A 20992-nucleotide genomic window follows, 5' to 3' on the forward strand; every position below is an offset into this window, starting at 1 on the left:
AGGACACCCCGTGCCAACCCCACCCCGCCGCCGGACCCCCGCCACCGGTCCCGCCCGCCGCCCCCGCGTCGCGGGGCTGCGCAAGCCGACCGCCCCCGCGCCCACCGAGGACGACCACCAGTTGCCCGGGGCCACCCCGGACTCTGGTGATCACGGCGTCGCCGTCGCCCCGGAGCCCGCGACCGGACCCGAGTCCGCTGACCTCCCGCCCGCCCAGCCGAGGCGCCAGGGCGTGCCTGCCGAGACGGACGACGCGGACGGGGCCGACGAGGAGCCGCCGGAGAACGTGCTCGGCCAGCCCCTCGACATCGCCGCCCCCGCCCGCGCGGTGCCCGCCCCGATCGACCCGGACCCCGCTGACCACCGCGAACAGCTCGTCGCGGACGGCGTCATCGGCGCCGACGAGCCGGTCCACCCGACCGGCAAACCCAGGCCGACCGGCAAGCCCACGTCGACCGGTACTCCCGTGCCCGACGCCCTCCCGGTCTTCGAGGCGCCCGGGCCCGCCCGCTCGCGGCTCGGCGGCACCGCCCTCCTGCTGCTCCTGCTCGCCGTGCTGTTCGCGGGCGCGGGCCTGTTCTTCAAGGGCAAGTACGACTCGCTGACCGCAGGCGTCGACAGCGGCAACACCGCCCTGGTCGACGCGGCCACCACCAGCGAGGTCACCGGCAGGCTCACCGTCGCCGTCGAGCGGACCCTCTCCTACAGCTACACCGACCTCGACGCCAACGCCAAGGCCGTGCAGGAGACCCTGGCCGGGACGGCCACCTGCGAGTACGACAAACTGTTCGGGCAGGTCCGCAAGCTCGCCCCGGAGCAGAAGCTGGTGTTGACGACGAAGGTCCGCAAGATCGGCGTCACCCGGCTCGACCGGGACCGGGCGGACCTGCTGGTCTTCGTCGACCAGTCCACCACGCGCGCCGACCAGGCCCAGACGACCGCCAGCGGGGCGGTGTTCGGGGTCCGCGCGGAGAAGCTCGGCGGTGCGTGGAAGATCACGGATTTCGACATGCTCGACCAGGCCCTCCCGGGCGGCCAGAGCACCGCCGGGTGCTGAGCGCGAACGGGGTAGCAGCTGCGTTTGCGCAGGTCAAGCGTTGATCGGTGAGCGGAAGTGCACTGCTGCAAAAGTGGTCTGGTTCGCGTGGCATCTTGACTACAGGACCGGCCGGGGTCAGTCTGTTACCCAGCACGTACTGAGCGGGAGGACCGATTGAGCGGCGGGCCTCGACAGTCGCCTCTATAGTGGCTAGACTGCCCCTTTGCGCTGCCCACTTTCCGCACGCCCTTTGCCAAGAGCTAGGATGTTGGGCACCACGGCACCCTTGACAGACGCGTTATCTGTTGCTAGCGCGGCTGTCAACCGCTCATAGTCCTGGAAGGACGCATCTTGGCAGTCTCCCGCGCGACCAAGGCCACTGCTGCGACCAACTCCACCCCCTCGAACTCGGGCATCCCGAACGCCCCCCGCCGGGTCTCGTTCGCCAAGATCCGCGAGCCCCTGGGTACCCCCAACCTGCTGGACCTGCAGATCCAGTCGTTCGAGTGGTTCACCGGCGCCGAGGCGTGGTTCCAGCGCCGCGTCGACGCCGGTGACGAGAACCCCGTCGGCGGCCTTGAGGAAGTCCTCAACGAGATCTCCCCGATCGAGGACTTCTCCGGGTCCATGTCCCTGTCCTTCTCCGACCCGCGCTTCGACGAGGTCAAGGCCTCGGTGGAGGAGTGCAAGGACAAGGACATGACGTATGCGGCCCCGCTGTTCGTCACCGCGGAGTTCACCAACAACACCACCGGCGAGATCAAGAGCCAGACGGTGTTCATGGGTGACTTCCCGGTGATGACCAACAAGGGCACGTTCATCATCAACGGCACCGAGCGTGTCGTGGTCTCGCAGCTGGTCAGGTCGCCCGGTGTCTACTTCGACACCAACATCGACAAGACGACCGACAAGGACGTCTTCAGCGTCAAGGTCATCCCGAGCCGGGGTGCGTGGCTGGAGTTCGACGTCGACAAGCGCGACACCGTCGGTGTCCGCATCGACCGCAAGCGCCGCCAGCCGGTCACCGTGCTGCTCAAGGCGCTGGGCTGGACGACCGAGGCGATCCGCGAGCGGTTCTCCTTCTCCGAGACGCTGCTGGCGACCCTGGAGAAGGACCACACCGCCGGTACCGACGAGGCGCTGCTCGACATCTACCGCAAGCTGCGCCCCGGCGAGCCGCCGACCAAGGAGTCCGCGCAGACCCTGCTGGAGAACCTGTTCTTCAAGGACAAGCGCTACGACCTGGCCAAGGTGGGCCGCTACAAGGTCAACAAGAAGCTGGGTGTCGCGCTGCCGGTGCAGACCGGGGTGCTCACCGAGGACGACATCGTCACCACGATCGAGTACCTGGTGCGCCTGCACGCCGGTGACACCACCATGACCGTGGGCAAGGGCGAGGACGCCAACGAGGTGCCGGTCGAGGTCGACGACATCGACCACTTCGGCAACCGCCGCCTGCGCACCGTGGGCGAGCTGATCCAGAACCAGATCCGGGTCGGCCTGTCCCGCATGGAGCGCGTCGTCCGCGAGCGGATGACCACCCAGGACGTCGAGGCGATCACCCCGCAGACCCTGATCAACATCCGGCCGGTCGTGGCCGCGATCAAGGAGTTCTTCGGCACCTCGCAGCTCTCCCAGTTCATGGACCAGACCAACCCGGTCGCCGGTCTCACGCACAAGCGGCGCCTGTCCGCGCTCGGCCCGGGTGGTCTGTCCCGGGAGCGCGCGGGCATGGAGGTCCGCGACGTGCACCACAGCCACTACGGCCGCATGTGCCCGATCGAGACCCCGGAAGGCCCGAACATCGGCCTGATCGGCTCGCTGTCGAGCTACGCGCGGGTCAACCCGTTCGGCTTCATCGAGACCCCCTACCGCAAGGTCGTCGAGGGTCAGGTCACCGACCAGATCGACTACCTGACCGCGGACGAGGAGGACCGGCACGTCATCGCCCAGGCGAACGCGCCGCTCGACGACCAGAACCACTTCGAGGAAGAGCGCGTGCTCGTCCGCAAGAAGGGCGGCGAGGTCGAGTTCATCGAGCCGTTCGACGTGGACTACATGGACGTCTCGCCGCGGCAGATGGTGTCGGTCGCGACCGCGATGATCCCGTTCCTCGAGCACGACGCGGCCAACCGCGCGCTGATGGGCGCCAACATGCAGCGCCAGGCGGTGCCGCTGCTGCGCAGCGAGTCGCCGCTGGTCGGCACCGGCATGGAGCTGCGCGCCGCGGTCGACGGCGGCGACCTGGTGGTCGCGGCCAAGGCCGGTGTGGTCGAGGAGCTCTCCGCCGACTTCATCACGATCATGGCCGATGACGGCACCCGCCAGACCTACGGGATGCACAAGTTCCGCCGGTCCAACCAGGGCACCTGCATCAACCAGAAGCCGATCATCGCCGAGGGCGACCGGATCGAGGCTGGCCAGGTCATCGCCGACGGTCCGTGCACCGAGGACGGCGAGATGGCCCTCGGCAAGAACCTGCTCGTGGCGATCATGCCGTGGGAGGGCCACAACTACGAGGACGCGATCATCCTGTCGCAGCGCCTCGTGCAGGACGACGTGCTCACCTCGATCCACATCGACGAGCACGAGATCGACGCCCGCGACACCAAGCTCGGCGCCGAGGAGATCACCCGGGACATCCCGAACGTCTCCGAGGAGGTGCTCGCCGACCTCGACGAGCGCGGCATCATCCGCATCGGTGCCGAGGTCGGCGCCGGTGACATCCTGGTCGGCAAGGTCACGCCCAAGGGCGAGACCGAGCTGACCCCGGAGGAGCGGCTGCTGCGCGCGATCTTCGGCGAGAAGGCGCGCGAGGTGCGCGACACCTCGCTGAAGGTGCCGCACGGCGAGACCGGCAAGGTCATCGGCATCCGGGTGTTCTCCCGCGAGGACGAGGACGAGCTGCCCCCCGGCGTCAACGAGCTGGTCCGGGTCTACGTCGCCCAGAAGCGCAAGATCCAGGACGGCGACAAGCTCGCGGGCCGCCACGGCAACAAGGGCGTCATCGGCAAGATCCTGCCCGTCGAGGACATGCCGTTCCTGCCCGACGGCACCCCGGTCGACGTCGTGCTGAACACCCACGGTGTCCCCCGTCGTATGAACATCGGCCAGATCCTGGAGTCCCACCTCGGGTGGATCGCCAAACAGGGCTGGCAGATCGAGGGCAACCCCGACTGGGCGTCGAAGCTGCCCGAGGACCTCTACGACGTCGAGCCCGACACCAACACCGCGACCCCGGTGTTCGACGGCGTCAAGGAGAACGAGCTCTCCGGCCTGCTCGCCTCCACCCGGCCCAACCGCGACGGTGAGCGGATGGTCAAGGAGGACGGCAAGGCGCAGCTGTTCGACGGCCGCAGCGGCGAGCCGTACCCGTACCCGGTCTCGGTCGGCTACATGTACATCCTCAAGCTGCTGCACCTGGTCGACGACAAGATCCACGCCCGGTCGACCGGCCCGTACTCGATGATCACCCAGCAGCCGCTCGGTGGTAAGGCGCAGTTCGGTGGCCAGCGCTTCGGCGAGATGGAGTGCTGGGCCATGCAGGCCTACGGCGCCGCCTACACGCTGCAGGAACTGCTGACCATCAAGTCCGACGACGTCCTGGGCCGCGTGAAGGTCTACGAGGCGATCGTCAAGGGCGAGAACATCCCCGAGCCGGGCATCCCGGAGTCGTTCAAGGTGCTCCTCAAGGAGCTCCAGTCGCTGTGCCTGAACGTGGAGGTCCTCTCCAGCGACGGTGCCGCGATCGAGATGCGCGACGGGGACGACGAGGACCTGGAGCGTGCCGCGGCCAACCTCGGCATCAACCTGTCCCGCAACGAGTCGCCGTCCGTCGATGACGTCGTGAATTAGTCCGTCTTTAGGAAGTCGGTCGTCGTCACGGGAACCTCAGGGGACCGTGACGGCGGCCGGCCGAGGAATCCGATGAGTCGTAACTCTCTCTGCTCAACGCAACTACCGGAGAAGAATCCCGGGGAGGCGGACTAGTGCTGGACGTTAACTTCTTTGATGAGCTCCGCATCGGTTTGGCCACTGCTGACGACATCCGCCAGTGGTCCTTTGGTGAGGTTAAGAAGCCCGAGACCATCAACTACCGGACGCTGAAGCCGGAAAAGGATGGCCTGTTCTGCGAGAAGATCTTCGGTCCCACCCGGGACTGGGAGTGCTACTGCGGCAAGTACAAGCGCGTGCGCTTCAAGGGCATCATCTGCGAGCGCTGCGGCGTCGAGGTCACCCGCGCCAAGGTGCGCCGCGAGCGGATGGGCCACATCGAGCTGGCCGCCCCGGTCACCCACATCTGGTACTTCAAGGGCGTCCCGTCCCGGTTGGGCTACCTGCTCGACCTGGCCCCCAAGGACCTCGAGAAGATCATCTACTTCGCCGCCTACGTGATCACCTCGGTGAACGCCGAACTGCGGCACAACGACCTGCCGACCCTCGAGTCCGAGATGGGCGTCGAGCGCAAGCAGGTCGAGAACAAGCGCGACGCCGACATCGAGGGCCGCGCGCAGAAGCTCGAGGCCGACCTCGCGCAGCTCGAGGCCGAGGGCGCCAAGTCCGACGTGCGCCGCAAGGTCAAGGAGGGCGGCGAGCGGGAGATGCGCCAGCTCCGCGACCGCGCCCAGCGCGAGCTGGACCGCCTCGATGAGATCTGGACGACCTTCACCAAGCTCGACATCAAGCAGCTCATCGCCGACGAGATGCTCTACCGCGAGCTGATCGACCGCTACGGCGACTACTTCACCGGCTCGATGGGCGCCGAGGCCATCCAGACCCTGGCCCGCGACTTCGACGTCGACGCCGAGGCCGACATCCTGCGCGAGACCATCCGCAGCGGCAAGGGCCAGAAGAAGCTGCGCGCGCTCAAGCGGCTCAAGGTCGTCGCCGCGTTCCAGGCGACCCGCAACTCGCCGATGGGCATGGTCCTCGACTGCGTCCCGGTCATCCCGCCGGACCTGCGGCCGATGGTGCAGCTCGACGGTGGCCGCTTCGCCACCTCCGACCTCAACGACCTGTACCGCCGCGTGATCAACCGCAACAACCGGTTGAAGCGGCTGATCGACCTCGGCGCGCCCGAGATCATCGTCAACAACGAGAAGCGGATGCTGCAGGAGGCCGTCGACGCGCTGTTCGACAACGGCCGCCGCGGTCGTCCGGTCACCGGCCCGGGCAACCGGCCGCTGAAGTCGCTGTCCGACCTGCTCAAGGGCAAGCAGGGCCGGTTCCGCCAGAACCTGCTCGGCAAGCGCGTCGACTACTCCGGCCGTTCGGTCATCGTGGTCGGCCCGCAGCTCAAGCTGCACCAGTGCGGCCTGCCCAAGGCGATGGCGCTCGAGCTGTTCAAGCCGTTCGTGATGAAGCGCCTGGTCGACCTCAACCACGCGCAGAACATCAAGTCCGCCAAGCGGATGGTCGAGCGCGCCCGCCCGGCCGTGTGGGACGTGCTCGAAGAGGTCATCACCGAACACCCGGTGATGCTCAACCGCGCGCCCACGCTGCACCGCCTCGGCATCCAGGCCTTCGAGCCGCAGCTGGTCGAGGGCAAGGCCATCCAGCTGCACCCGCTGGTCTGCGAGGCGTTCAACGCGGACTTCGACGGTGACCAGATGGCGGTCCACCTGCCGCTCTCGGCCGAGGCCCAGGCCGAGGCCCGGATCCTGATGCTGTCGTCGAACAACATCCTGTCCCCGGCCTCGGGTCGCCCGCTGGCGATGCCGCGACTGGACATGGTGACCGGCATCTACCACCTCACCCGGCCCAAGGACGGCGGCGTCGGCGAAGGCCTGGCGTTCTCCTCCCCGGCCGAGGCGATCATGGCCTTCGACCGCAAGATCATCGGTCTGCAGTCGGCCGTCAAGATCCGCATCCACGACCGCTACCCCGGCCCCGGCATGCAGCCGGAGGGCTGGACCCCCGGCCAGCCGTGGCTGGCCGAGACCACCCTCGGCCGCGTGCTGTTCAACGAGCTGCTCCCGGCGGACTACCCGTTCATGAACGAGCCGATGCCCAAGAAGCGTCAGGCCGCGATCGTGAACGACCTCGCCGAGCGCTACCCGATGGTCACCGTGGCGCGGACGCTGGACAAGCTCAAGGACGCGGGCTTCTACTGGGCCACGCGCTCTGGTGTCACCATCGCCATCTCCGACGTCGTCGTGCCGCCCGCCAAGCAGGGCATCCTCGACGAGTACGAGAAGAAGGCCGACACCGTCGAGAAGCGCTACCAGCGCGGCCAGCTCTCCGCCTCCGAGCGCAACAACGAGCTCGTCAAGGTGTGGTCGAACGCGACCGAGGACGTCGCGCGCGCCATGGAGGAGAACTTCCCCGACGACAACCCGATCCCCACGATCGTGAAGTCCGGCGCGGCGGGCAACATGACCCAGATCCGCCAGCTGGCGGGCATGAACGGTCTGGTGACCAACCCGCGTGGTGAGTTCATCCCGCGTCCGATCAAGGCCAACTTCCGTGAAGGCCTGTCGGTGCTGGAGTACTTCATCGCGACGCACGGTGCCCGAAAGGGTCTCGCCGACACCGCGCTGCGCACCGCCGACTCGGGTTACCTGACCCGGCGCCTGGTGGACGTGTCGCAGGACGTCATCGTCCGCGAGGTCGACTGCGGCACCTCGCGCGGCATCCTGATGAAGCTGGGCGAGCAGGCTGGCGACAAGGTCGTGCGCGCCCAGTACGTGGAGACCGGCGTCTACGCGCGCTGCGTCGCCGGTGAGGTCAAGGACGCTGACGGCAACGTCATCCTCAACCGCGCCGACGACCTGGGCGACCCGGCCATCGAGCGGCTGCTGTCGTCGAACGTCACCGAGGTCAAGGTGCGCTCCGTGCTCACCTGCGAGGCCCAGGTCGGCGTGTGTGCGACCTGCTACGGCCGTTCGATGGCGACCGGCCAGCTGGTCGACATCGGTGAGGCCGTGGGTATCGTCGCGGCGCAGTCCATCGGTGAGCCCGGCACCCAGCTGACCATGCGTACGTTCCAGCAGGGTGGCGTCGTCAACGACGACATCACCACTGGTCTGCCGCGTGTTCAGGAGCTCTTCGAGGCCCGCGTGCCCAAGGGCAAGGCGCCCATCGCCGACGTCGACGGCCGCGTGCGCATCGAGGACGGCGACCGGTTCTGGAAGATCACCCTCACGCCGGACGACGGCAGCGAGGAGATCATCTTCGAGAAGCTGTCCAAGCGCCAGCGGCTCGCGGCCACCCCGGACGGCCCGCTGTCCGACGGTGACCACGTGGCGGTCGGCCAGCAGCTGCTCGAAGGTACCCGGGACCCGCACGAGGTGCTGCGCGTGATGGGCCCCCGCGAGGCGCAGCTGCACCTCGTCGACGAGGTCCAGAAGGTGTACCGCGCGCAGGGCGTGTCGATCCACGACAAGCACATCGAGGTCATCGTCCGGCAGATGCTGCGCCGGGTGACCATCCTCGACAGCGGTGCCGCCGAGTTCCTGCCCGGAGCGCTCATCGAGCGCGCCGAGTTCGAGTCCGAGAACCGCCGCGTCGTGGCCGCCGGTGGCGAGCCCGCCTCCGGCCGCCCGGTCCTGATGGGCATCACCAAGGCGTCGCTGGCCACCGACTCGTGGCTGTCGGCGGCCTCCTTCCAGGAGACCACCCGAGTCCTCACCGACGCGGCCATCAACGGCCGCTCGGACCGGCTCGTGGGCCTCAAGGAGAACGTCATCATCGGTAAGTTGATCCCGGCTGGCACGGGCATCAACAAGTACCGCAACATCCAGGTCCAGCCGACCGAAGAGGCCCGGGTCGCCGCCTACGCGATCCCGTCCTACGACGACGGCTACTACACCCCGGATGTCTTCGGCACCGGCACAGGTGCAGCGGTCCCGCTCGACGACTACGACTTCGGCCGCGACTACCGCTAGCCAACAGTCACCAGAACGCCCCCGGCCACCTCGGCCGGGGGCGTTTTGCTATTCCCCGCCCAGAGCCTCGGAACCTTGCGCGGCCAGAGGTCCTGGGTAGCCAAACCGGGCTGGGGTTCCGGCGTCCACCCTGACGGTGCGCTGTGTTGGCGATGGGCTTCGGCAAAGGTGGTGTGGAAGACCCTCGGGGCAGGGCAACCGCGGTGGGGGTGGGGTCGTATTGATCTTCGGTGGTTGCCCGGGGGTGCTTGGTGGGTGACCGGCTGTCGATCGGTTCCCTCACCAGAGGACGCACGTGGTTCACCTCTCAGGCCGGGTCGTGCCCGGTGTGTTTGCTGTGTGGGTCTTGGTGCTCGCGGTGCGCGCGGAGGCCGTCGATCTCGCGGTGTACCTGGCGGGTGCGGAAGTCTGCTGCTCGTCGCTCTGGTGCTGGGAGATCTCACCGGTCGCGGCCGCGGGATCGGGGTGGGCATCGCCGCAGGCCTCAAGCTGACGCCGCTGCTGTTCGTGGTCTACCTCGTCGCCGTCCGTCGATTTCGGGATGCCGCAGTGGCCATGGCCGTCGCCGTTGCCACCGTGGCCCTGGGCTTCGCCGTCCTCCCCGCCGACTCCGCGACCTACTGGCTGACGGCATGTTCGCCGACCCCGCCCGCATCTACGCCGACCTCACCTCCACCCACAACCAGTCCCTGCGCGGCCTCCTCCTCCGCGCGGACCTCCCCGCCCTCTGGCCGTGGATCGCCAGCCTGGTCTGCCTGCTCACCCTCGTCGCCGCCCGCCGCTGCGACCGCCTGCTCGCGACGACCCTGGTCGGCTTGTGCGCGGCCGCGATCTCGCCCTGGTCGTGGGGTCACCACTGGGTGTGGATCACCCCGCTGACCGTCGTCGTCGCCGACCGGGTCTTGCGCCGTCGCCAGTGGGCCTGGCTCGTCCCAGGTGTGCTCCTGGTGGCCACGACCCCGTGGGTGCTTGCCCTGGCCGACCCGCCCGACGCGGCCGGTCCCGCGGTGTTGACGTCCGGCCCGCTGTGGTTCCTCGTGGGCAACCTGTACCTGGTGCTGTTCGTGACCGTGCTGGGCCTGGCGTTGTGGACGGGCCGTTCCGTTAGCGCCAATCCAGGACGGGAACCTATCGCGGGAATCGGACTGTGGGAGGATTTCCGGGACTGGGGATCGGTGCCGACCTGGTGGGAAATCCTTGCTGCGAAAGTGGCGGCTTTTTGCCCTCGCGGGCCTGGTGACCTGCGGGATCCTGTTCCGAGCGACCAGAGCCGTGCCTGTTGACCTCGCTGTTTACCGTGCCGGTGCGGAATTCGTCAGAGCTGGGATCGATTTGTACGCCGGCCCGGTCGTCGCTGGGCTCGAGTTCACTTATCCGCCGTTTTCCGTCATTCTTTTCCTGCCGCTGTCGGTAATGGGCCTGGATGTGGCGCAAGTGGCCGTGGTCGCGATCAACGGGGTGTTGCTCTGCTTCATCGCCTGGCGGTGTGCGGCGGAGTGGTGGCCGGTGGTGGTTGTGGCCGCGTTGTGCACGGAGGCGGTGCACACGAGCGTCAACCTGGGGCAGGTCAACCTGGCGTTGGTGGCGCTGGTGCTGGCGGCGCCGCGGATCGGGGTGGGGGTCGCGGCGGGGGTGAAGTTGACGCCGTTGATCTTTGTGGTGGGGATGGTGGTGGGCCGCAGGTTCCGCGACGCCGGGGTCGCGGTGGGGGTGGCGGCGGGGACCGTGGGGGTCGGATTCCTGGCGCTGCCGCAGGACTCGGTCGACTACTGGCTGGGCGGCCTCTTCGCCGACTCGGGCCGGGTCTACGCCGAGTCCGGGGCGCCGCACAACCAGTCGTTGCGCGGCCTGCTGCTGCGGTTGGGCGTGGAGTCGCCGGTGGTGTGGCTCGCCCTCGCCGCCGCACTGGCCGTCGGCGCGCTGGTGCTGGCCGCCAAGGCTGACCGCGTCCTCGCCGTCGCCGTCGTGGGGATGACCGGGGCCGCGGTGTCGCCCTGGTCCTGGGGCCACCACTGGGTCTGGGTGATCCCGCTCATCGCCGTCGTCGGCCGTGAACTCGCGGCCAGGCAGTGGGTGTGGCTGTTACCGGTGCCCTTCCTGCTCGGCACCCTCCCACCGGTCCTGGCAACAGCGAACCCGCTGGGAGCCGTTCCCGTGCTCACCAGCGGGCCGCTGTGGTTCCTCGCGAGCAACACCTACCTGTTGCTCTTACTCATCACCCTGCTGTCCACCGCTCTTAGCCGAAGACAGGCGTCACGAGGTAAGAGCTGCTTGCGAAGCTCTCGGTCGGAACTTCCTTAGACCCGTCGTCCGCGTACCGGTAGACGCCTGCGTTAGGGGCGGTCAGGAAGGGGGATTGGGCGATGGTGGCGGTGAAGTAGTTCTCGATCACCGGGTAGCGGCCCCAAGGCGTGTAGTGAGAGGCGACGTAGGTGACGCCCGGTTGGACCGGGATCGGGGTCGTGAAGGTGAACTCCCACAGCGAGGTCTGAGTCGACTGCACCTCTCCGAGGAGCTGCCCGTCCGCGGTCCACAGCCGGACCGCGCGCGTGCCCTCGCCTGCGTTGTACCGGTTGTCGGCGCGGATGGCGGTGATGACGCCGGGCCGGTCGACCTGGAAGCGGGTGCCGATCTCGACCGGGCGCGGGTCGGCGGCGATGTCGGTGAGGGTGGTGTCGGCGCGGCCCGGCAGTGTCAACGCGCAGCTGGTGCAGGACAAGGGGGCTCGCGGGCCCTGACCGACCCAGAAGTGCTGTTGCGGGAACGGCGCGGGCTGGACGTCGGACACCGAGGACGCCCGGGTGAGCACGGATGCCAGGCCGGGGCTGGTGAAGGTGTGGGTGGTGCTCCACGTGGCCGTGGAGAACGACCCGCGGACGGCGGCGCTCTCCCAGGTCTGGCCCGCGTCGAAGGACACGTCGAGGCCGGTGATCCGCTTCTCCGGCGCGCTCGACCACGCGCGGTAGTTGGCGGTGCCGGAGAAGAGCACGGGTGAGCCGAGCGGGAGCACGTTGTTCGGCCCGGGGGAGCTGACCGTCGACTGCACCCTGTCCTGCGCGGGGATCCCGGCCGGGGGGACGAAGACGGGCGTGACGGAGTAGGAGCTGTTCGCGTACGACTCGGTGGGGACGCCCTCGCTGCCGTCATCCGCGTACCGGTACACGCCCGCGCCCTGCCCGACGACGAACGGTGCCTGGACCACGGCGGCCGCGAAGTAGTTCTCGGTCACCGGGTAATGGCCCCACGGGACGTAGTGGCCCGCCACGTAGGTGACGCCGGGCTGGACCGGGATCGGCGCCGGGAAGGTGAACGACGAGCTCCAGGGGTAGGCCGCCGCGGCCTCGCCCAGGAGTCGGCCACCGGCGGTCCACAGGCGGCCGACGCGGACGCCCTCGCCCTCGTCGTAGGCGTTGTAGCCGTCGATGCCGGTGATGAAGCCGGGGCGGTCGACCTGGAACCGGGTGCCGACCTCGACCGGTCGCGGGTCCGGGTCGACGGCGGTGAACGTCGTGTCGACGCGGCTGGGCAGTCGCAGCGAGCAGGTGGTGCAGGGCAGGGGGGCCTGCGGGCCTTGGCCGACCCAGAAGTGCCGCTGCGGGAACGGCGCCTGCTGGACCCCGGCGGCGGTCGACGCGCGGGACAGCACGGCCACCGGGCCCGGGGTGGTGAAGGTGTGGTCGACGGCCCACCTGGTGTCGCTGGTGGTCGCGCTCTCCCAGGTCTGGCCGCCGTCGAACGAGAGGTCGACGGCGGTGGTCGGGGCACCGGAGCGGGCGGTGCCGGTGATCAGCACGGGCGTGCCGAGCGGGAGCACGCTGTCCTGGTCGGGGGTGCTGATCGCGGAGTCCGGCTGGTCCGGCAGCGGTGCGGCGGTGGCGGGGGACGCGGTGGCGGGGATGAGCAGGGCAGCCGAGAGCACGGCGACGAACCTGCGGAGCACGAGACCCTCCAGGGCTCAGGCGAAGACGGGGGACACCCAGTAGTTGCCGCCGTTGTAGGTCGAGCGCGGGTACGCGCCCGCCTGGCCGAAGAGGCCCGGAGCGGAGTGGGGGAACGGCTCGTAGTTGTCGTAGTGCGCGGTGATCGGCGGGATGCTGATCCGCTGCGTGAAGTAGCCCGGCGTGGCGTAGTAGACGCCGTTGGGAGAGGTGTAGCTGACGACATAACCGGCGAAGGGGTCGACCGGTACCGGAGACGCGAAGTCGAGCCGCGGGTAGTTGGCGTGCTCGGTAGTGCTGGCGAGGAGTGTGCCGTTCAGCGTCCAGAGGTGGGCGGTAATGCCCTCAGCCCACGGCAAGCCCGCCGCGAGTTGGACGCCGGTGACACTGCCGGGACGGTCGACGAAGAAGCGAAGGCCGAGCTCTAGCGATGCTCGCTCGTTGTAGAGCCTGCCGGTACCGGGCGGCTCGAACACACACGGGCACGCGGCGGACGGGCGTTGCAGGTCCGCGATCCGCAGGTGCAGCACCTCGGTGGTGGTGGACTGCCGACTGTCCAGGACAACACGGGCGAACACGGTCAACGGCCCGATCTGCGGCTCGCTGGGGGTGAACGTGTACTCCCAGTCGGTCTGTCCCGCGCCCGCGATGACGATGAAGTGGTTCTGGTCGTGCAGCGCGAGCTCGGTGAACTTGACACCGTCGCCGGGCACCCCGGCCGAGTGACCGCGGATGGTGACGGCCTGGCCGACCGGCACCTGCGCGTTGTCCGCGGGCAGGTCGACCCAGACCCGGGGGCTATCGGCCCACGCGGTACCGGCGGTGAGCAACAGCAAGCCGAGAACGAGCGCGACCAGACGGCGCACAACGCCCTCCCCTCGGTCGGAGCGATTGCGCGCCAACGTATCCGAGCAGGTCACAGCGGGGACGCGGCCAAGCGGGTGACTCCCGGCGCTCGGATCACCTCCACTGCGCCAGGTGGTGGCCGACACCCCGAGTGGGCGTGTTGGGCTAGTCGCGGAAGAGGGAAGGCCGAGTACGCCTTGTGGGCGTGTGGTTCATGGCATTTGTGACTTGATCGGGTCCTCATCGCATTCATTCCGGTTCACGCCATTTGTGCCGTGCGAGGAATTGCCTTCGGTCTCGCGGAGCGATCGGGTCTGCCATTGCCGCCGAGTGCCGATGTCCTTTTGGTGAACTTCCGGTAGGTCTGATCAGGCAGTTTCGGCAATACCTGGCCCTTGTACCCGATTGGCGTATCGCCGAGTCGGCGGATTTTGGACCCGCTGAATGGGTCTCGCTGGTGCGGTTGTTGGGGACCGCCTGAGCACTGGGGTAATTCGTGAAACGTCGCTATAGCGGCGCGCGTGAACGCGTGCGCCTGATGAGGGCTGCCCGAGGTCTGGGTGCCGCCCTGTCACTGGCAATGGTCGTCTCCGGGGTGACCGCGGTGACGCCCGCCGCTGCCACGCCGAAACCCGCGGCCTCGACCACCGTCGACCCCCGCGCCCTCCCACTCGCCGACGCTCCGGCTGCGGTTGGCAAGCAGGCTCCGCCAAGGGTGGACGCGGATTTCGCTCCGCTCACGCGGGCGGCTGATGCGGGTTCGCGGTTTGATCCGGTGCGGTCGCGGGTGGTGTCGCGGTCGCAGTTCGTTGAGGAGTATGTGAACCCGGATGGGTCGCGCACCACCAAGCAGTCCGCGGAACCGTTGAACGTCAGGGACTCCGCGGGCAACTGGCAGCCGATCGATGCCACGTTGGAGGTCGACAGGTCCGGTCGGGCGAGGGCGAAGCGGCATCCGCTCAACGCCTCTCTTGGTGCCACCGCTGATGATCAGTCGCTGGTGGCGATCGAGGTCGACGGTGCGACGGTGTCGCTGGGTCTGGATGGTGCGGCGAAGGGCCGCAAGGCGAGGGTGGCGGGCAAGGCCGCCGACTACTCGGATGTGGCGCCGGACACGGACCTGAGGTATGAGGTCACGGCGAGTGCGGTGAAGGAGACGATCGTCCTGCGCAAGCCGGGCCGTTCGTCGTGGCGGTTCACTCTGGACACCGGCGGTCTGACTCCGCGTCTTGCGGGTGATGGCGTGGAGTTGGTGGACGCGGGCGGGAAGATCAAGGCGGTGATGCCGCCGGTGGAGACGTGGGACTCCGCCGGGGACGGCAAGGACAAGGCCCCGGCGCAGACCGGTGGCCGGTACGCGTTGGAGCGGGTCAAGGGCACGTGGGCCTTGACCGTGTCGGTCGACGAGGCGTGGTTGAGGGACTCCAAGCGGGTCTACCCGGTCAGTGTCGACCCGACCTTCAGCTTCAACACCGACAACGCGTGGGCGTACAAGTCCGACGGGTACTCGTGCCAGCAGTGCGGTGTGCGGATCGGCAACAGCCAGTCCGGTTCCGGTGGCGGCGACACCTATTGGCGGTCGGCGTTCCACTACAACTACCCGTCGCTGTCGGGCAAGACCGTCGTCGGTGTGCGCCTGGACGTGGCGCGCTCGGGTGGCGGCGGCTACAACAAGGCGTGGAACACCAACCTCTACGACCTCAACAACTTCAGCTTCAACGGCCCCGGCCCGTTCCTGGCGTCCTCGGTCGTCGGTGACGTCGGCAGCTTCCAGAGCACCGCGCTGACCAACTTCATCAAGAACGCGGTCGACACCAACAACTGGGCCTACTGGTTCATGCTGACCGGCACCGAGAACCCCGGCGTCTACACCTACAAGAACCTCAACGCGACCCTCTATGTCGACACCGGCAGCGCACCCCCCGCACCGGTCCTCTCGGCCCCCGCGGACAACAGCGTGCTGACCTCGTTGACCCCGACGTTGGCGGTCAACCCGGTCACCGACGCCGACGGCGACACCGTCAAGTACTGCTTCACCGTCGCCACCGGCACCGACGGCAAATCCGGGCAGGTCGTCGACTCCGGCTGCGTCACCACACCCACCTGGACCATCCCCGAAGGCGTCCTCACCGACGGCGCCGCCTACACCTGGAAAGCCACCACCGCATCCGGTTACAGCCTCACACCATCCACATGGGTCGGACACTTCAAGGTCGACCAACGCATCGGCGACCACGGCCCGTCCCCTGTGGACACGGTCGGTCCGGTGAAGGTGAACCTCGCGAACGGCAACGTGTCCACCTCGGCGTCGTCGCCGACGTTCACCACCGTGGGCGGGACCGCCGGTCTCAGCTTCACCTACAACTCCCAGCAGCCCGTCGCGACCGGGGTGAAGGCGTCCTACTTCGACGACGTCTCCCACGCGGGCCTGATCAACGACGGCCAGATCCCGGCGTTGATCCGCAACGAGCCGCAGATCAACGTCGACTGGGGCACCAGCTCCCCGCACTCGCCCGCCTTGGGCGGCGACTGGTGGCTGGTCCGCTGGGAGGGCTGGTTCATCCCGCCGGTGACCGGCACCTACCAGTTCGCCGGTATCCACGACGACGGACCGACCATCTGGATCAACAACACCAAGGTCTACGACGTCCCCAACGCCGTCACCGCCCTGAACTGGGGCGCGGCAACGGGTATCGCGCTGACGCAGGGCGTCGCGGTCCCGATCAAGGTCGAACTGCAGGAGATGACCGGCGCCGCCAAGATGCAGCTCTACACCCGCACCACCGCCGGTGGTCCGGTCACCGAGCAGATCGTCCCCTCGGCATGGCTCGCGTCCACAGACGCGCCCGCTCTGCCCAAGGGCTGGACCCTGTCCGCGGACCTCGACGGCACCGGTAGCACTTACACCGAGGCCAAGGTCGTCGACCAGACCATCGTCATCACCGACGCCACCGGCGCCAAGCACACCTGGACCAAGAAGTCCGCGGGTGGCTACTCGCCGCCGGAGGACGAGGAGGGGACGCTCGGCCTGGACAGCACCGGCCGGGTGACCCTGACCCAGGGTGCCGACATCTTCGTCTTCCGCACGGACGGCAAGCTCGACACGCAGTCCAATGTGGCCGACTCCCGCAAGCCCGCCGCGTTGCAGAACCTCTACAACGGCACCCCGTCGCGACTGGTCCAGATCAAGGACCCCGTCTCCAACCGCCAGCACCAGCTCTACTACAACCGCCCGGGTGAGGACTGCTACGGCGGCGCCTCGGTTCCCTCCGGCGCGGACTCGCTGCCGCCCGCCCAGATGCTGTGCCGCATCGTCTACTGGGACGGCAGCACCTCGCGGCTCTGGTACAAGGCGGGGCAGCTGTTCCGGATCGAGGACCCGGGCAGCGAGATCACCGACTACACCTACACCAACGGAATCCTCACCGGCACCCGCGACGCCCTGGCCGCCGACTGGGTCGCCGTCAACCCCGGCGTCCGCGACACCGCTGACACCTACACTGCCATCGGCTACGACAACACCGCCGCGGTCAAGCCGGCTGCCACCTCGGTGACTTCTCCGGCTCCCTCGGTGGGCGCGGCGCGACCAGGGCACTCTTATCGCTACGACCGGCCCAACCGCATCGCCTACACCGACATCGCAGGGATCACCCCCGCGATCGGCTTTTCCAACAAGGTCACCTACGACGACGCCGACCGGCTTCTGTCCGCGACGGACGCCACCGGCAAGGTCTCCTCGCAGACCTGGAACGTCAAGGACCTCAAGCTGACCTCCACCGACCCCGCCGGTCGGGTCACGACCACGGTCTACGACGCCCAGGACCGACCGGTCGACAACTACGGTCCCGCGCCTGCGTCGTGCTTCTCCGGTCAGCTCCCGACTGCGGCCTGCGCGAGCACCGTGCCCAGGACCACGACCGGGTACGACGAGAACATCAACGGTCTTGCTGTGTCGTGGTACGACAACAACACGTTGTCCGGTGCGCCGAAGGTCTACACGACCGGGTTCAACGACCCCACCGGCAAGCTCCAGCAGACCTGGCCCGGAGTCCCCACTACCGGTATCCCGGCGGACTTCTTCTCGCTGCGAGCGACTGGCGACATCGTCTTCCCGGCCGCCGGTACCTTCAACCTCCGGTTGCTCGCCGACGACGGCATCCGCGTCTGGGTGGACGACCAGCTGATCATCGACAGCTGGATCGGCACCTACCCGCTGTGGCGCAACGCCAACGTCGTCAGTGGTGCCGCCGGTGAGTCGAAGAAGATCCGCATCGACTACTTCGAGGTCAACCTCGGCGCCCAACTCGAACTCCACTGGACCACCCCGGCCGCGGTCCAGGAAGTCGTCCCCGGCTCCGCCCTGCGACCCAGGCACGGCTTGGCCACCTCGACCACCACGACCGAGTCGAGCGGCGTCCCAGACCCGACCGCCACCACGAACTACGGCGAGAACGGCCTCGACCCCACCTACGGCCTGGCGACCAGTGGCACCTCCGGTGGTCTGACGACCAGTTCGGGATTCGAGACCCCGGGCGTGGGATACCTCCGCAAGACCTCCAAGACGATGCCGAGCGGCGCCCAGGTCACCTACCAGCACTACGGCGACACCGAGACCCGGGACGACCCCTGCACGCCGGGGGACAACCAGGTCAACCAGGGCGGCATGGTCAAGAAGTCCACCTCGACCACGCCCGCCACCGGTGTCGCCCGCTCGGTCGAACAGGTCTTCGACGCCTCTGGTCGGGTGGTGGCCAGCGCCATCTCCGGGGATTGGGCCTGCTCGACCTATGACGCCCGCGACCGGGCGGTATCGGCGAAGGTCCCCGCGAACGCCTCGGCGGGGGAACGGACCGTCACCAACAACTACGCCGTGGGCGGCGACCCGCTCACCACGTCGGTCGCGGACTACAACGGCACCGCCACAACCCAGGCCGACCTCCTCGGCCGCGTCATCGCCTACACCGACACCTCGGGTCTACGCACGGAGACCACCTACGACCAGGCAGGGCGGGTGACGTTGGAGAAGAGCGTCCCGCCGAACGCCACCGACGCGGCTCAGGAGATCCGCAACACCTACGACGACGCGGGCCGCGTCCTCACCACCAAGCTGGGCAGCACGGTGCTGTCCACGGCGACCTACGACGCCACCGGGGAGGCCGCGACCGTGACCTACGCCAACGGCAGCGCGTTGACCGCGATCGGCAGGGACGCCTCGGGTCGCACCACGTCGTTGAGCTGGAAGACGAGCGACAACGTCACCACCACCTCGGTGGTCTCCCGCACCAGGGCGGGCACCGTCTTCGACGAGTCCCTCGGCGGGGTCGACCCGCGTCCTGGTCTGCCGAACTACACCTACGACAGCGCGGGACGGTTGACCGACGCCTGGGTGACCGGTCACCACTACGGCTACGACTTCACCTCGTCCGCGCCCGCCACCTGCCCGACCGGCACCCAGTCGAACGCGGGGGTGAACACGAACCGCGTGCACCTCTACGACGAGACGGCGGGCGGCACCGCCGACACCGGGTACTGCTACGACGCCGCCGACCGACTGCTCGCGACGACCGGTGCCAACCCGGTCAGCGGCGTGCAGTACAACTCCCACGGTTCCACCACCCAGTACACCCAGGGTGGCGCGACCACGGTCTTCGGCTGGGACAGCGCCGACCGCCACATCCTGCTCACCACCACCGGCGCCGACCCGGCGAGCATCTCCTACACCCGGGACACGGCCAACCGGATCATCCGCCGCGAGGCCGCGCAGGGCGACACCGTCGCCGACGTCCGCTACGGCTACACCGGGTCGGACGACAACGCGGACTTCGCGCTGAACGGGTCCGACAAGAAGATCCTCACGCGGTCCATCACGCTGCCAGGTGGGGTGATCTACACCTGGAAACCCGTTGCCGCAAGCCAGACCTGGGACCACCCCACGGTCCGCGGTGACCTGGCGCTGACCACCACCTCGACCGGTGTCCAGTCGGGTGCGCTGCGCACCTACGGCCCGTTCGGGGAGCCCGGCGCGACCGCCAACGACGGCACGCCGGACAACCAGCCCGGCAACCTGGACTACGGCTGGCTCGGCCAGTACCAGCGGCCGTACGAGCACTCGGGGTCGCTGTCGATCGTCGAGATGGGTGCTCGCCCCTACAGCCCGGTCCTGGGCCGGTTCCTGTTGGTCGACCCGGTCGACGGCGGGAGCGCCAACGACTACGACTACGTGGCAGGCAACCCGATCAGCAACACCGACCTCGACGGGAACTGCTTCTGGGATGCCTGCGTCGGCGAGGGGATGCTCGTCGTGTTCGTGGTCGGGGCGGTCGTCACCGCGGGCGGGGCGATCTGGGTGTCCAAGCACCCGATCCACGTGTCGTGGCCCAGTTTCGGTTCGAGCAGTTCCGGTGGTGGCGGCGGTGCCGCTCCGCGAGTCAACTACGCGCCCGCCCCGGTGATCTCGCTGGCGGCGTGGGAGGCGATGCACGCCCCTACCACCTACAAGCCGGTGGCGGGGAACTCGGGCCAGACGTACCCGTCCAAGTCGGCCGCCAAGAAGGCGGCGAAACGCGACCGGGCCAGGACCGGGGCACGTGCGCGCTACCGGGGCACCTGCAATGCGAAGAACCACGTCCACTGCGACTACTACCCGGACAAGAACAAAGCCCGGAAGGGAAGGAAGAAGGACCGCATCGGAACCCGGCACTACTATTGGTGAGCACGGCACACGGTTGCGTGCCGGAGAATCGGATGGAGACAGGGCATGGGTACCCCGCACTACCGACTCGGTGGCGACGAGCTCGTCGGACCGGACGACCAGGTCTGGGTCGAGGTCACCGGCTGGCTGGAGCCCGACGAGGTGGCTGACTGGGTGCGGGCGGGTGCCGTCGTGGCGATCGACGAGTGCGAGAGCTGGGAATGGGGCGCCTCGGTGACCCCGGACGTCCGCTCGCGCATGGTCGACGCGGATGCCTCCGCGCGCATCGCGAAGGTCCGCGACAGCGAGGTGGTCATCCTCGCCCCCAGCCTGTGGCGGCACCTGGACGGCGCGGACTCGCGGTTGGTCGTCCTCAGCGAGGAGAACGCCAAGCAGGCGCGGGACATCCGGGAGATGCGCGGCGACTACCAGCACCCGTTCTGACCGGGTAGTGCCTGTTGTGGCGCGGGTGGGCCGGATCCGGCCCACCCGCGCCACTGTCGTCCGCACTCGCCTCGCTCTCCCCGACGACCCGCCGACGCGTGTTGACTGAGAGCGACGCCACACCACGGGGTGTTTTCGAACACCCCTT

9 protein-coding genes and 1 pseudogene are annotated in these 20992 nt (G+C 68.5%); 8 read left to right on the top strand and 2 right to left on the bottom strand.

The annotated features are described in order from the left end of the window. Positions 1-10: 10 nt before the first annotated feature. The 6 genes and pseudogenes from BMY07_RS12080 to BMY07_RS12100 all read left to right on the top strand — a co-directional run bounded on the left by BMY07_RS12080 (position 11) and on the right by BMY07_RS12100 (position 11226). Complete coding sequence (locus BMY07_RS12080) at positions 11-1057, top strand: hypothetical protein (RefSeq protein WP_092777641.1); 1047 nt, start codon at positions 11-13, stop codon at positions 1055-1057. Between the two features lie 333 nt (positions 1058-1390). Beyond that, positions 1391-4894: a DNA-directed RNA polymerase subunit beta gene (gene rpoB, locus BMY07_RS12085; RefSeq protein WP_092777643.1), complete on the top strand. Its 3504-nt coding sequence runs from the start codon at positions 1391-1393 to the stop codon at positions 4892-4894. A gap of 134 nt (positions 4895-5028) precedes the next feature. Continuing rightward, complete coding sequence (locus tag BMY07_RS12090) at positions 5029-8925, top strand: DNA-directed RNA polymerase subunit beta' (protein ID WP_092777645.1); 3897 nt, start codon at positions 5029-5031, stop codon at positions 8923-8925. A 465-nt stretch (positions 8926-9390) separates the two neighbouring features. Further along, positions 9391-9498: pseudogene (locus BMY07_RS36160) on the top strand (glycosyltransferase 87 family protein); the annotation flags it as partial. A gap of 59 nt (positions 9499-9557) precedes the next feature. After that, the gene (locus BMY07_RS35330) at positions 9558-10208 is read left to right on the top strand and encodes a glycosyltransferase family protein (RefSeq protein WP_245782335.1); all 651 of its coding nucleotides are present in this window, start codon (positions 9558-9560) and stop codon (positions 10206-10208) included. Next, on the top strand, positions 10198-11226 hold the full coding sequence (locus tag BMY07_RS12100) for a glycosyltransferase 87 family protein (protein ID WP_281245061.1): 1029 nt from the start codon (positions 10198-10200) through the stop codon (positions 11224-11226). Before BMY07_RS35330 ends, BMY07_RS12100 begins: the two co-directional genes overlap by 11 nt. Here BMY07_RS12100 and BMY07_RS12105 read toward each other — a convergent pair. Both BMY07_RS12105 and BMY07_RS12110 read right to left on the bottom strand, forming a co-directional pair. Further along, complete coding sequence (locus BMY07_RS12105) at positions 11162-12865, bottom strand: DUF4082 domain-containing protein (protein WP_092777650.1); 1704 nt, start codon at positions 12863-12865, stop codon at positions 11162-11164. The genes BMY07_RS12100 and BMY07_RS12105 overlap by 65 nt on opposite strands. A gap of 15 nt (positions 12866-12880) precedes the next feature. Then, the gene (locus BMY07_RS12110) at positions 12881-13729 is read right to left on the bottom strand and encodes a DUF4082 domain-containing protein (RefSeq protein ID WP_177215551.1); all 849 of its coding nucleotides are present in this window, start codon (positions 13727-13729) and stop codon (positions 12881-12883) included. 800 nt (positions 13730-14529) lie between these two features. On the opposite strand from BMY07_RS12110, the gene BMY07_RS12115 reads away from it, so the two are divergent. Both BMY07_RS12115 and BMY07_RS12120 read left to right on the top strand, forming a co-directional pair. Then, positions 14530-20421 carry a PA14 domain-containing protein gene (locus BMY07_RS12115; protein ID WP_245782337.1) on the top strand — a complete coding sequence of 1964 codons (5892 nt, stop codon included), beginning with the start codon at positions 14530-14532 and terminating at the stop codon, positions 20419-20421. 45 nt (positions 20422-20466) lie between these two features. Further along, positions 20467-20844, top strand: a complete 378-nt coding sequence (locus BMY07_RS12120) for a hypothetical protein (protein WP_092777653.1) — start codon at positions 20467-20469, stop codon at positions 20842-20844. The last annotated feature ends 148 nt before the right edge of the window (positions 20845-20992 follow it).

Source organism: Actinokineospora terrae (genome assembly GCF_900111175.1).
GTDB classification, from domain to species: domain Bacteria; phylum Actinomycetota; class Actinomycetes; order Mycobacteriales; family Pseudonocardiaceae; genus Actinokineospora; species Actinokineospora terrae.